This window comes from Kitasatospora cheerisanensis KCTC 2395, assembly GCF_000696185.1.
GTDB lineage: Bacteria > Actinomycetota > Actinomycetes > Streptomycetales > Streptomycetaceae > Kitasatospora > Kitasatospora cheerisanensis.
The window spans coordinates 7,120,139-7,133,130 of the sequence record NZ_KK853997.1 but is presented as its reverse complement, the minus strand read 5'-3'; the positions used below and the strand labels follow the sequence as shown (position 1 = coordinate 7,133,130).

Here is a 12,992-nt window from a genome sequence, read left to right as displayed (position 1 = left end):
GGAAGGCGCAGCCGGGGGGCGGGGCGAGCAGCGAGGGCGGGGTGCCGGGGATGGAGCGGAGTTCCTCCCCGTCCTCGGCGTCGAGGCGGGGCAGCGAGTCGAGCAGGCCGCGGGTGTAGGGGTGGCGCGGGGCGGTGAACAGGGTGTCGGCGTGGGCCTGTTCGACGGCGGAGCCGCCGTACATGACGAGGACTTCGTCGGCGACCCGGGCGATGACGCCGAGGTCGTGGGTGATCATGACGATGCCGAGGCCGCGTTCCTGCTGGAGGCGCATGAGGAGTTCGAGGACCTGGGCCTGGACGGTGACGTCGAGGGCGGTGGTGGGTTCGTCGGCGATGATCAGGTCGGGTTCGCAGGACAGCGCGAGGGCGATCATGGCGCGTTGGCGCATGCCGCCGGAGAACTGGTGCGGGTGTTCGCCGGCGCGGCGGGCGGGTTCGGGGATGCCGACGTCGCCGAGGACCTCGACGGCGCGGGCGCGGGCGGCCCGGCGGGTGCCGCCGAAGTGCTGGCGGTAGGCCTCGGCGATCTGGTCGCCCACGGTGAAGTAGGGGTGGAGGGCGGTGAGGGCGTCCTGGAACACCATGGCCATCCGGCGTCCGCGCAGGGTGCGGAGCCGGTCGTCGGGGGCGCCGATGAGTTCGGTGCCGTCGAGTTTCGCGGAGCCGGTGACGGTGGCGCCGCGGTGCAGGCCCATGACGGCGAGTGAGGTGACGGACTTTCCGGAGCCGGATTCGCCGACGATGCCGAGGGTGCGGCCGCGTTCGACGGTGAAGTCGATGCCCTTGACGGCGCGGACGGTGCCTTCGGCGGTGTGGAACTCGACGGCGAGGTCGCGGACGTCGAGCAGCGGGTGGGGGGTCATGACAGCCTCGCCCTCGGGTCGATCCAGGCGTAGACGAGGTCCACGACCAGGTTGGAGCTGACGATGAAGAAGGAGGCGAGCAGCGTGACGCCCATGATGACCGGCTGGTCGGACTTGTTCAGCGAGTCGGCGAAGAGTTTGCCGATGCCGGGGAGGCTGAACAGGGACTCGGTGATGAGGGCGCCGGCCAGCAGCCCGCCGAGGTCCATGCCGAGCATGGTGGCGACGGGGGTGAGGGCGGGGCGCAGTCCGTGCTTGCCGACGACGCGGCGTTCCGGCAGTCCCTTGGCGCGGGCGGTGCGCACGTAGGGCTCGGCCATCGTCTCGATGACGGAGTTGCGGGTCATCCGGGCGTAGATGGCGGCGTTCAGCAGGGCGAGGGTGATCCACGGGAGGATCAGGTTGGCGATCCACTGGCCGGGGTTCTCGGTGAAGGCGATGTAGCGGGGGTAGGGCAGCAGTCCGGCGACGGTGACGACCAGGTAGAGCAGGATCATCGCGGTGAAGTAGACCGGCAGGGCGGCGATGCCGATGGTGCCGACCATCAGGGTGCGGTCGAGCCAGGTGCCGCGGCGCAGTGCGGAGACGACGCCGGCGCCGACGCCGAGGACCAGCCAGAGCACGGCCGCGCCGAGGGCGAGCGAGATGCTGGTGGGGAGCCGGTCCATCATCAGGTCCCAGACGGGCTGGGCGGATTGGAAGGAGTAGCCGAAGCAGGGGAAGCCGCACTGGACGGCGTACTGGCCGGTGCCGAGGGTCTGGCCGGCGAAGATGCCCTTGAGGTAGTGCCAGAACTGGACGATCAGGGGGTCGGCCAGTCCGAGCTGCTGCCGGACGAGTTCGATGCGTTCGGTGGAGCAGTCCTTGCCGCAGAACTGGGCGGCGGGGTCGCTGGGGAGCAGGTAGAAGACGGCGAAGGTGAGCGCGCAGACGATCACCAGGGTGGCGGCCATCGCGGCGAGCCGGCGCAGCAGGTATCCGATCATGCCCGGCTGCCCTTCGGGTCGAGGGCGTCGCGCAGGGCGTCGCCGACCAGGGTGAAGGCCAGGACCACCAGGAACAGGCAGGCGCTGGGGAGGATGAAGAACATCGGGTCGACCTTGTAGTAGAGCACCGCGTCGGAGATCATCTGGCCCCACGAGGGCGTGGGCGGGCGGATGCCGACGCCGAGGAAGCTGAGGGCGGCCTCGGTGCCGATCAGGCCGGGGACGGCGAGGGTGACGTAGACGATGATGGTGCCGGTGAGGTTGGGCAGGATCTCGCCGAACAGGATGCGGGCGCTGCCGGTGCCGCCGGCCCGGGCGGCCTCGACGTACTCGCGGTGCTTGAGCGAGAGGGTCTGGCCGCGGACCACGCGGGCGATGTAGGGCCAGGAGAACAGCGACATGACGCCGATCAGCAGCAGGACGCGGTTGACGTCCCGGGCGACGGAGAGCAGCGCGATCATGAAGATCAGGCTGGGGAAGGACATCATGACGTCCATCAGCCGGCTGATCAGGGCGTCGACGCGGCCGCCGAAGTAGCCGGCGGTGATGCCGAGGACGGTGCCGATCAGGGTGATCAGCAGGGCGGCGCTGAAGGCGACCAGCAGGCTGATCTGGGCGCCGTAGAGGAGGCGGGCGAAGATGTCGCGGCCGAGCAGCGGTTCGACGCCGAGCCAGTGCTGGGAGCTGATGCCGCCGAGGGAGCCGCGGGGCAGGCCGCCGAGGTAGGGGTCGACGGCCTTCTTGTCGACGGTGTCGGGGCGGGTGCCGCTGATCGCCGTGAGCACCGGGGCGAGGAGTGCGGCGAGCACGAAGAAGGCGATGATGCCGGCGCCGACGAGAGCGGTCTTCTGGCGGCGCAGGCGGTGCAGGGCGAGGGCCCAGGGCGAGGCGGGGGCGGTGGCGGGGCCGCGGGGTTCTCCGGGGCCCCGCTCCCCCGGCCGGGGCCGGGGCGAGCGGGGTGGTCATTTCAGCAACTCCCGCTCTACTTGGCGGACTTGAGTCCGAGGACCGCGTAGTCGATCTGGCCGGCCCAGACCGGGTGGGCGTAGGCGCCGGCGATGTTGGAGCCGACCAGCACGGGCTTCTTCTGCCAGACCAGGGGGACGGCGGGCGAGGCGTCCATGATCTTGGCGTCCAGGGCGAGCCAGGCGGCGTTGGCCTTCTGCAGGTCCTCCATGCCGGCGATCCGGTCGAGTTCGGCGTTGACGGCCGGGTCGTTGAACCGGGTCATGTTGCCGTTGTTGCCCTTGTCCTTGATGGCGCGGCCGTCGAAGATCATCGGCAGGAAGGTGGCGGCGGACGGGTAGTCGGGGCACCAGCCGAGGCTGGTGAGGCCGGGCTGCTTGTCCTTGTCGCCGACGATGGAGTTGACGGCGGTGGGGTCGACGGTGGTGATGGTGACGTTCACGCCGACCCGCTTCAGGGCGGCCTGGACGGCCTCGGCCTGCGGCTTGCCGCCGGTGGAGGTGACCATCTCGGTGGAGAAGCCGTTCGGGAAGCCGGCCTCGGCGAGCAGCTGCTTGGCCTTCTCGGGGTCGCCGGCCGGCTTGATCATGAAGTGGTCGACGGGGGCGCCTGCGGTGAGCACCGGCGGCAGGTAGGTGGTGGCGATGTCGTTGAACGCGGGGCCGCCCATGGCGGCGGCGAAGGACTCCTTGTCCACCGCGTACTGCATGGCCAGGCGGACCTTGGCGTTGTCGAACGGGGCCTTGGTGGTGTTCATGTCCAGCTTGGTGGTGCAGCCCGCGTTCTCGCTGATCAGGCGCTTCTTCACCTCGGGGTTGGTGAGCACCTCGGAGATCTTCGAGGGCGTCAGGTCGACGTAGGAGACGGCGTTCTTGTCGTCGCCCTGGTCGGCGATCAGGCGGTCGGCGATGCCGGTGCCCTTGAGGGTCTGGTCGACCACGATCTTGTCGGGGTAGGCCTTGCGGACCGGGTCGGTGGCCTGGTCCCAGTTGGTGTTGCGGACCAGCACCATGCGCTTGCCGCGGTCGTAGCTCTCGATCTTGTAGGGGCCGGAGGAGACCGGGTGGTTGGAGTAGTTGGCGCCGGCCTCCTTGGCCTTGGGGACGGGCGCGAAGGTCGGCAGGGTGACGGTGTAGCCGAACTCGGCGACGGGGCGCTTGAGGTGGAACACGATGGTCTTGGCGTCGGGGACCTCGATGGCCTCCTTGCCGAGCCGCTCGCCGGCCAGCGGGCCCTTGTAGCCGTCGGGGGCGTTGAGGTAGCGGACCGCGTAGTCGGGGCCGCCGGGCAGTTCGGGCGAGTACGAGCGTTCGACGTTGTACTTGATGTCGTCGGCGACGATCGGGGTGCCGTCCTCGTACTTGAGGCCGTCCTTCAGGTGGAAGGTCCAGGTCTTCGCACCGTCGCTGGGGGTGCCGAGGTCGGTGGCGAGGTCGGGTTCGATCTTCAGGCCCTCGGCGCCGGGGGCGGCCTTGAAGGTGGTCAGGGTGCGGTAGAGCATCCGCACGCCGACGTCCATCACCGGCATGGTCCAGTTGCGGGCCGGGTCGAGCTGGTCGAAGTCCTGGTTCGACAGGATGGTGAGGGTGCCGCCCTTGACGGGGGTGCCGCCGATGATGCCGTCGCCTGCGGTGGTGACGCCCTGCTGTCCGCCGTTGTCGCCGCCGCCGTCGCTGCCGGCGCTGGTGCACGCGCCGAGGCCGAGGGTGAGGGATGCCGCGATGGCCGCCGCGAGGGCGACGTGGGTACGCCTGTTCATGTCCGACTCCGGTACCGGGGGCCGCTCAACCGGGGATCCGTGCCGCCGGGGACTGGCCCGCTCTGAGATGTGACCCGTAACATAGTAATGTGAAATTGCACTGCGCAATGAGGCGGACGGACCGTTATCGAGCCGTGTCATTGCCACCGCTCAGCAGCGCAACTTCCCTTGCCCCCATCCCCGTTGTCCCGTCCCCCGCTCGGAGGAGCCCCGACCATGGCCGACCAGCCCGCCCTGAACACCGGCAGCCACGACCTCCCCGTCACCCCCGCCCTGGCGGCCTTCATGGCCGACCAGTGGGCCGCCACCCCGCTGCCCGCCGACCACCGCGTCCCCGGGTACGCGCACTTCCCGGCCCGCCGGGCCCGGATCGCCGAAGCCTTCGCCGGTGAGCGACTGCTCGTCCCCGCCGGGCAGTTGAAGGTCCGCAGCAACGACTGCGACTACCGCTTCCGCCCGCACAGCGCCTACGCGCACCTGACCGGACTCACCGGCGAGGAGCAGGTCGGCCACGTCCTGGTGATCGAGCCGGACGGCGAGCCGGTGCTGTACCTGCGCCCCCGCTCGGACCGGGCCGGTGGCTCCGCCGAGTTCTACCGGGACCGCCGCTACGGCGAGTTCTGGGTCGGCCGCCGCGCCGACCTCGCCGAGGCCGCCCAGCTCACCGGCCTGCGCACCGCCCACCTCGACGACCTGCCGAAGCTGTTCACCGGCTCCGCCCCCACCCGCGTCCTCGCCGACGTCGACCCGGTCGTGGACGCGCTGGCCGGCCGCCCGTCCGCCGAGCAAGCCGTCCGGGACGGGCAACTCGCCGCCGCGCTCTCCGAGTTGCGCCTGATCAAGGACCCGTGGGAGGTCGAGCAGCTCCAGCTGTCCGTCGACCACACCGCCGCCGGCTTCGCCGACGTGGTCCGGGCGCTGCCCGCCGCGCTGCGCCACCACCGCGGCGAGCGGGTCCTGGAGGGCGCGTTCAACGCCCGGGCCCGCGCCGAGGGCAACGGCACCGGCTACGAGACCATCGTCGCGTCCGGCGCGCACGCCTGCGTGCTGCACTGGATCCGCAACGACGGTCCGCTCGACCCGGCCCAACTCCTGCTGCTGGACGCGGGCGTGGAGACCGACACGCTGTACACCGCCGACATCACCCGTACCCTGCCGCTGTCCGGCGCCTTCTCCTCCGCGCAGCGCGACGCCTACGAACTCGTCCTCGCCGCCCAGGACGCGGGCATCGCCGCGCTGCGCCCCGGGGCGTCCTTCCGCGACTTCCACCGCGCCGCGATGCGGGTGATCGCCGAGGGCCTCGCCGAGTGGGGCGTGCTGCCGGTGCCCGCCGAGGAGGCGCTGCGCGAGGACTCCGGCCTGTACCGCCGCTACACCCTGTGCGCCAGCGGCCACATGCTCGGCCTGGACGTCCACGACTGCGCCAAGGCCCGCGCGGAGACCTACCTGGACGGCGTCCTGGCCGAGGGCATGGTGCTCACCGTCGAGCCCGGCCTCTACCTCCAGCCCGACGACCTGACCCTGCCGCCCGCGCTGCGCGGCATCGGCATCCGGATCGAGGACGACCTGGTCATCACCGCCGACGGCGCCCGGCTGATGTCCGGCGCGCTGCCCCGCACGGTGGACGGCATCGAGTCCTGGATGGGCGGGCTGCTGGCCGACCGATAACCAGGTGATCGGGCGGGCGGTGGGTGCATAGGCTCGGCCCTCATGACCGAGCCCATCGCCCGCACCGGCCGGACCGACCGCGCCGAGCACGCCGAGCACGCCGACCGGACCGACCGCGCCGAGTACGCCGGCCGCATCGCCCGCATCGTGGCCGAACTGCCGCAGTCGAAGAGCGTCACCGGCATCTGGGCGGAGGCCGAGGAACGGCTCGCGCAGGGCGACCCCTCCTTCCTCGCCGACCTCGGCCTCGCCCTGCGCCCCCACCTGCCCGAGGCCCACCTGGTGTGGCAGTACCGGAACGTCTTCGACCACCTGCTGCGCCTGCTGGCCACCACGCCCGCCGCCGCGCACGTCCGCCAGACGCTGCGCCTGCTGACCGCCGTACCGCCTTCCGACCGTGACCGCGAACGCCTCGCGGCCGCACTGCTGGCGTCCGGCCAGCGCCCCGAGGACCTCGCGGCGGTGTTCACCGGCCCCGCGACGGACGAGCTGCGCGCCTGCCTGGTCCACGAGTCGGTGCTGCGCGGCGTGGACCTCGCCGCGATCCCCGGTGCCCTCGCCTGGGCGACCGCCCCGCACCACGCCCACCACCCGCTGGGCGGGCTGCCACTGACGCTCTCTCCGCTGGAGATCCTCGCCGACCCGCCGAGCTACGGTGCGCGGGGCAGCGTCCACGAACTGCCGGACGGCTCGTCCGCGGGCGAGCGGCTGACGACCCGTCGCGACCAGCCGCTCCCGGCCGCCACCGAGACCACCACGGCGGACGTCGCCGCCGGGCTGGGCCGGGCCTTCGCCGACTGGATCGAGGAGTCCAACGGCGAGGTCGAGGCCCGGGTGTTCGCGTACGCCGAGCCGCTGCCCGCCGGAGCGGTGGGGGCCGCGCTGCTCGCCGCCGGCCTCGACTGCCTGGCCGGCACCACGGCCGGCACCCTCGCCGTCTCCAGCTGCCCGCCCGCCGAGGCCTGGCGCGTGCTGTTCGGCGCGGCCTCCGCCGGCGGCGCCTACAACGCCGGCGCCCGCGGCGCCTACGGCCGCCTCGCCGCCTGGCAGTCCCTCACCGCGCTGGCCGGCGCCACCCCGGCCACCGTCGAGTCCCGCGCCACCGCCTGCCGCTGGTTCGCCTTCGCCGCCCCCACCTCGACCTGGTACACCCAGATCGCCTGGGACCGCGGCCTCGCCGCCCTCTCCCCCGACGGCCGCCGGCTGGCCGTCCTGGCGGCCACCGACACCGACTGACGGCCCGTCAGGCGCGCTGCGCGTCCTCCCACAGGGCGCGGGTCACATCCGCCGCGCCGCCCTCGCGGGCCAGGGCGTGCGCGGTGCCCGCCCACAGGTGCATGCCGTCGGTGTCCCCGCTCCGGGCGGCGGCGGCGCGCAGCGGCTGGGTGAGGTAGTGGACCTCCGGGTACGCCGCGGGGCCTCGGCGTCGTACCGGGCGACGAAGGCGTTGCGCAGGGCACGGGCCGGGCGGCCGGTGAAGGCCCGGGTGACGGTGGTGCCGGGGAGTTCGACCAGGGCGCGGCGGTGTGCGGGCGAGGCCCCGGACTCGTCGGTGCGCAGGTAGGCGGTGCCGAGCTGGGCGCCGCTCGCGCCCGCCCGCAGCGCGGCGGCGACGGCCGCCCCGGTGCCGAGTCCGCCGGCGGCGATCAGCGGCAGCGGCGTCACTTCCCGTACGGCGGCGAGGAGTTCGAGCAGCGGGAGGGTGCCGGGGGTGTCCTCGGTGCGGTGGGTGCCGCGGTGGCCGCCGGCCTCCGGGCCCTGCACGACCAGGACGTCCAGGCCGAGCGCGGTGGCGGCGCGGGCCTCGTCCGGGCAGGTGACGGTGCCGGCCTGGCGGATCCCGGCGGCGCGGAGCGCGTCGGCCTCGTCCCGGCCGGGCAGGCCGAAGGTGTAGGAGACGTAGGCGACGGGATCGCGCAGCAGCGCCTCGATCTTCGCCTCCCAGCCGTCCCGGTCGGGCCGGATCGCGGTGGGCAGTTCGACGCCGCGGCGCTCGGCCTCCGGCAGCAGCCGCTCGCGGTAGGCGGCGACCGGCCCGGGGTCGGAGGGCTCGGCGGGGACGAACAGGTTGACGCCGAACGGACGGTCCGTCAGCTCGCGGGTGCGGCGGACCTGTTCGAGGGTGTCCTCGACCGACCGGTAGCCGGCGGCGAGGAAGCCGAGGCCGCCGGCTCCGTTCACGGCCGCGACGAGTTCCGGGGTGGTCGGTCCGCCCGCCATCGGGGCCGCGACCAGCGGCACCTCCCAGTCGAACTCCATTGCCGCTCCCTCACCCTCGCGCGCCGCCGTGTCGGCCCCCACCCTACGACGCCGGCGGTCGCGGCCGGGCCGTGCCCGCCGCGACGCGGCGCCGCTTTCGCGGCGGGGCACACCCCGGCGGGTAGTGTGACCGGCATCACATCGGCGGGGCTGTCACATCTGGGGGAGCAGCGGGGTCAGTCCTTGCAGAAGCTCGACACGACAAGGAGCCCGACCGTGGACGCACGTCTCAACATCTTCGCCAACCCGCTCGCGCAGAAGGTCTTCAAGCACGTCAACTCGGCCGGTGCGGTCCTCGGCCACTCGACGCTGCCGGCCGCCACCCAGGAGCTGGTGAAGATCCGCGCCAGCCAGATCAACGGCTGCGGCTTCTGCACCGACATGCACACCAAGGACGCCGCGCACGCCGGCGAGACCGCGCAGCGCCTGCACCTGGTCGCCGCCTGGCGCGAGGCCACCGTCTTCACCGAGGCCGAGCGCGCCGCCCTGGAACTCACCGAGCAGGGCACCCGGATCGCCGACGCCGCGGGCGGCGTCAGCGACGAGGCCTGGGCCGAGGCCGCCAAGCACTACGACGAGGACCAGCTCGTCGCGCTGGTCGGCCTGATCGCCGTCATCAACCTCTACAACCGCATCAACGTCCTGATCCGCCAGCCCGCGGGCGACTACGTCCCCGGCCAGTTCGCCTGACCCACCCCCGCTGCCGCCGCCCCCGCCACCCCGGCGAGGCCGGCGGCAGCGGCACGCCCCGCGCCGGGCGGACGACTCCCCGGCCCGGGAGTGCCCCCGCTCAGGCGGGCCCGGCGAGGGCGGAGGCGACGAGGGCGGAGGCGGCGGAGCGGACGTCCGACTCCCAGCTGCGGAACTCCTTCGCGGTCCACCGGTCCGGGCAGCAGCACGGGCAGTACTGGGCGAGCAGGACGAGCAGCGTCTCCTCGGTGTCGTCCGCGGCCCCGACCTCCCGGTGCATCAGCGCTGCGGCGAGGGCCACGGGCGCGAGCCGGTCGTCGGCGAGCTGTGCGGCGAGGTGATGCAGGAGCCACCGTTCGGCCTCCGACTCCTCGGGGCAGGGCACGGCGAGGTCGTCCAGCGCCTGGCGCAGCAGCGGCTCCAACTCGGACGCCGGCTCGCCGCTCCCCCGCCCGGCCAGGTCGCAGAGGGCCGGCGAATCCCATCCGTCGGCCACCGACTCGGCGGCGGCCATCGGTAGTTCGGCGGTGGACAGGGCGCCCGCGAAGTACCTCAGGGCGAGCACTCGCATCCGCTCATCCCTCCGTGACGAGGGCGGCCGCCGCGGCCCGCACCTCGGCGTCCCACGCGTCGTACGCCGCGCCGTCCTCGGCGACGCAGTCCTCGCAGCAGCCCCGCGCCACCCGGCGGAACGTCAGCTCCCGTTCCCCCTCGGCGAAGTCCAGCCCGTTGACGGCCGCCAGCGCCTCCCGGGCCGAGCCGAGAGCGCCGGCGTGCAGCCGGGCCGCGACCTCGCGCAGCGCCCACCGCTCGGCGGCCTCCTGGCCGGGTCGCTCCGCGCCCAGCCCGTCGAGCGCGCCCGCCCACAGGCCGTCCATCTCCGCGGCGGGCTCGCGACCGCTCAGTCCGGCCAGCTCCCGCCGCGCCGGGGAGTCCTGGCCCTCGGCCAGCAACTCCGCAGCCGCCATCGGCAGTTGCTCGGGCATCAGCCACCCGACGGCCCGGCGGAACGCCGCCACCCGCACAGTCTCCATGGTGTGCAGCCTGCCGCCCCGGCCACCCTCCCGGCCAGCGGTTTTCCCCGCCGCCGCCCGACGGGCCGTCAGGAGTGCGCGGTGTCGATCACGCAGAAGCGGTTGCCCTCGGTGTCGGCGAGCACCACGAAGTCCGGGTCCTCGGGGTACCGCTCCCAGGCGACGCGCTGCGCGCCGAGACCCACCAACCGCTCGATCTCGGCGGCCTGTTCGGCCGCACTCGCGGCGTAGAGGTCGAGGTGCACCCGCGGCTCCTCCTGCACCGGCGTCCCGCTCCGCCCGAGGGCGACCTGCACGCCACCGCCCCCGTCCCGGGGCACCAGCACCACCCACTCCTCGGTCGCCTCCTCCCGCGGCGCGTACCCGAGCGCCTCCGTCCAGAACGCGGTCGCCCGCGCCACGTCCGACACACCCAGCACCACTGACCCGATACGCACCATGGCGCCGATTCTCGCCCATCCCCGGCCGCCGCGCGCCAACTCCCCCACGAGCGCGACCGGTTGGGGCGGCAGAATGACCGGCCCGGGGCCGGCGTGCGACTCGGCGGACTTCGGCTCCTTCTCCCCCGAGGGGGCCGTGGTCGAGTGGGAGTGCCTGCTCGCGGGCGGCAGCGTCGACGCCCTCGCGTATCCGGGCGGAGCCGCGCACCGTCGCCGCGGAGGACGACGGCGGATACCTCGCGCTGTTGCCCGACGGTCCGCCGCCCTCGCCGCTGCCGGGACCACCGCCCGCTCCTGGCAGCGTGGGGGACGGCCCGAGCAGGTCCGGTGCGAGGCCTGACGGTTCTTCCGTCCGCCTGGCCCCGCACCGGATCACGCTCGTGTACGCACCCCGCCGCCGCGGCCCGCGGGTGGCGGGCCGCGGCGGTGGGCCGGGCGTCAGCTCAGCGGGCGGCAGAGCAGTGCGTCCGGGACGCCGTACTCCAGGTAGCGCCAGGTGTCGGCGACGCCGGCGATGTACTCGTTGTCGGCGCACTGGCCCTTGTAGTAGCCGGGGGCCCAGTCGCTCGCGGTGGAGCCGGCGCCCGCAGGGCGGTTGTCGCCGTGGTCGAACCAGGTGACGTGGCCGGTGGTGGGCAGGGCGGTGGCGGCGGGGGCGCACAGCAGGGCGCTCATCGCGTTCTTCCGCTGGCTGTAGCCGATCGCGTAGTACCGGTCGGGGCATTGGAGTTTGTCGTAGCCGGGCGCCCAGTCGCCCTGTCCGGTGTTGGTCCAGCCGGTGACGGTGACGTACGCACCGGGGGCCTGGGCGGGTTGGGCGGCGTCGGTGCACAGGCCCCGGCCGTCGCCGCGGCCGAGGCCGATCAGGCGCTGGGTGTCGGGGCAGACGCCCTTGCGGCTGCCGACGCTCCAGTCGGGTTGGGCGAGCATCCGGGCGGAGGTGATCTGGTCGCCGAAGTCGAGGTCGAGCATGTTCCAGCGCGGGGCGGGGGCGACGGGGCCGGTCAGGCCGGGCGCGTTGACGAGCTTGTTCCAGTCGGTGGCGCGCCAGTCGCCGCCGTCCGGGAGGCCGGTCCGGGCGCCGCCGGGGGTGTACGAGAGCAGGGCCCAACTGTCCTGCGGCTTGCCGCTGTTGTCGGCCCAGCCGACCAGCGGCCAGACCGCGAAGTCGGTGTCGTTCTTCACCAGGATGTCGGTGAAGCCGGTCCACCAGGCCTGTTCCTTGGTGCTGGTCTCGTCGCGGCCGGCGGCGCCGAACTCGCTGATCCACACGGGTGCGGTGAAGTGCTGGCCGGCCCGGGTGACGAACAGGGCCTCCTGGTCGACGGCCTGGGCGAGTTGGGCGGGGGTGAAGTCCTGGTAGCGCGGGTCGCTGGTGGAGCCGGGGCCGGATCCGGCGCCGGTGTTGGCGGGGCCGGTGTAGGCGTAGAAGTGCGCGGCGTAGACCAGTTTGTCGGAGCGGATCAGGGTGTTGGAGAGGTTGGCGACGGGGGTGAGCATCGGCCGGGTGTGCGGGGTGATGTCGGTCGGGATGCCCTGCCAGTTGATGCCTTCCATCACCACCAGCATGTCGGGGTCGGCCTGCAGGATGCGGTTGCCGGCCTCCTCGAACGCGGCGTACTCGTCGTGGTCGTCGCCCCAGCCCCAGTTGGCGTCGTTCCAGGTGTCGCGGCGGACCTCGTTGCGCAGGTCGGCGCCGACGACGCGCTTGTTGTCCTTGTAGCGGCCCACCAGGAACAGCCAGTCGTTCTCCCACTGCTGGGTGCTCTGGCCGCTGTTCCAGCGTTCGTTGCCGTCCAGGCCGCAGCAGAACCGGTAGCTGGTGGTGTGGTTGTTGAGGATCACCGCGAAGCCGTCGGCGGTGAGGGCGGCGACCACCGCGTCCAGCACCTGGAGCGGTGTCCGGCCCTTGAGCTGCGGGTTGGCGGTGACCGCCGCGTCCGGGACGGGCACGGTGTCGTGGACCAGCGCGTTCGCGAACGGCAGCCGGACGGCGTTCAGGCCCAGCGTGTGGAAGCCGGCCAGGATGTCGGAGATCGGGACGCGGTCCAGGCCCAGCGGGATGTTGTAGGACACCTGTCCGGCCTGGTTGTTGGCGGGATCGGTGGTCGATCCGCTGCCCTCCCAGGTGCCTTGCGCGCCGGCCCAGTTGCCGGCCTTCAGCTTGAACCGGTTGCCGCCGGCGTCGACGATCCAGCGGCCCCGGGTGCTCAGCGGCCCGGTCCACGACGCGGCGAGTTGAGGCCCCGTCAGCACCGTGCCCGTCAGCACCGCGCCCGCCGGAGCGGGGGCGGCGGGGGCCGGGGCGGCGGTGGCGGGGGCGGG

At 73.4% G+C, this 12,992-nt stretch carries 12 protein-coding genes; 3 read left to right on the top strand and 9 right to left on the bottom strand.

Going from position 1 to position 12,992, the window contains the following annotated elements; all coding sequences use genetic code 11:
- From KCH_RS32055 to KCH_RS32040, 4 genes are all read right to left on the bottom strand, one after another.
- On the bottom strand, positions 1–865 hold an 865-nt coding region (locus KCH_RS32055), incomplete at its 3' end, for an ABC transporter ATP-binding protein (RefSeq protein WP_035868896.1).
- Complete coding sequence (locus tag KCH_RS32050) at positions 862–1,851, bottom strand: ABC transporter permease (RefSeq protein ID WP_035868893.1); 990 nt, start codon at positions 1,849–1,851, stop codon at positions 862–864. The genes KCH_RS32050 and KCH_RS32055, both read right to left, overlap by 4 nt.
- Complete coding sequence (locus KCH_RS32045; protein WP_051653678.1) at positions 1,848–2,720, bottom strand: ABC transporter permease; 873 nt, start codon at positions 2,718–2,720, stop codon at positions 1,848–1,850. Before KCH_RS32045 ends, KCH_RS32050 begins: the two co-directional genes overlap by 4 nt.
- 113 nt (positions 2,721–2,833) lie before the next feature.
- Positions 2,834–4,576: an ABC transporter substrate-binding protein gene (locus KCH_RS32040; RefSeq protein WP_035868891.1), complete on the bottom strand. Its 1,743-nt coding sequence runs from the start codon at positions 4,574–4,576 to the stop codon at positions 2,834–2,836.
- Between the two features lie 216 nt (positions 4,577–4,792).
- Between KCH_RS32040 and KCH_RS32035 the strand changes: the two genes are divergently transcribed.
- Both KCH_RS32035 and KCH_RS32030 read left to right on the top strand, forming a co-directional pair.
- Entirely contained in the window at positions 4,793–6,244 is a 1,452-nt protein-coding gene (locus tag KCH_RS32035) for an aminopeptidase P family protein (protein ID WP_035868888.1), read from the top strand.
- A 42-nt stretch (positions 6,245–6,286) separates the two neighbouring features.
- Positions 6,287–7,480: a DUF6183 family protein gene (locus tag KCH_RS32030; protein ID WP_244305522.1), complete on the top strand. Its 1,194-nt coding sequence runs from the start codon at positions 6,287–6,289 to the stop codon at positions 7,478–7,480.
- 42 nt (positions 7,481–7,522) lie between these two features.
- On the opposite strand, the gene KCH_RS32025 is transcribed toward KCH_RS32030, so the two are convergent.
- The gene (locus KCH_RS32025) at positions 7,523–8,503 is read right to left on the bottom strand and encodes an NAD(P)H-dependent flavin oxidoreductase (protein ID WP_341865442.1); all 981 of its coding nucleotides are present in this window, start codon (positions 8,501–8,503) and stop codon (positions 7,523–7,525) included.
- 216 nt (positions 8,504–8,719) lie between these two features.
- Here KCH_RS32025 and KCH_RS32020 point away from each other — a divergent pair, with 216 nt between their 5' ends.
- Positions 8,720–9,193 (top strand): carboxymuconolactone decarboxylase family protein, encoded by a 474-nt coding sequence (locus KCH_RS32020; protein ID WP_035868886.1) that lies wholly within the window; start codon positions 8,720–8,722, stop codon positions 9,191–9,193.
- Positions 9,194–9,293: 100 nt separating this feature from the next.
- On the opposite strand, the gene KCH_RS38155 is transcribed toward KCH_RS32020, so the two are convergent.
- The 4 genes from KCH_RS38155 to KCH_RS32000 form a co-directional block, all read right to left on the bottom strand.
- Complete coding sequence (locus KCH_RS38155; protein ID WP_157032279.1) at positions 9,294–9,764, bottom strand: hypothetical protein; 471 nt, start codon at positions 9,762–9,764, stop codon at positions 9,294–9,296.
- 4 nt (positions 9,765–9,768) lie between these two features.
- Positions 9,769–10,227: a hypothetical protein gene (locus tag KCH_RS38150; RefSeq protein ID WP_157032278.1), complete on the bottom strand. Its 459-nt coding sequence runs from the start codon at positions 10,225–10,227 to the stop codon at positions 9,769–9,771.
- A 68-nt stretch (positions 10,228–10,295) separates the two neighbouring features.
- Complete coding sequence (locus KCH_RS32005) at positions 10,296–10,667, bottom strand: VOC family protein (RefSeq protein WP_035874724.1); 372 nt, start codon at positions 10,665–10,667, stop codon at positions 10,296–10,298.
- Between the two features lie 438 nt (positions 10,668–11,105).
- On the bottom strand, positions 11,106–12,992 hold a 1,887-nt coding region (locus KCH_RS32000), incomplete at its 5' end, for a glycoside hydrolase family 5 protein (RefSeq protein ID WP_035874722.1).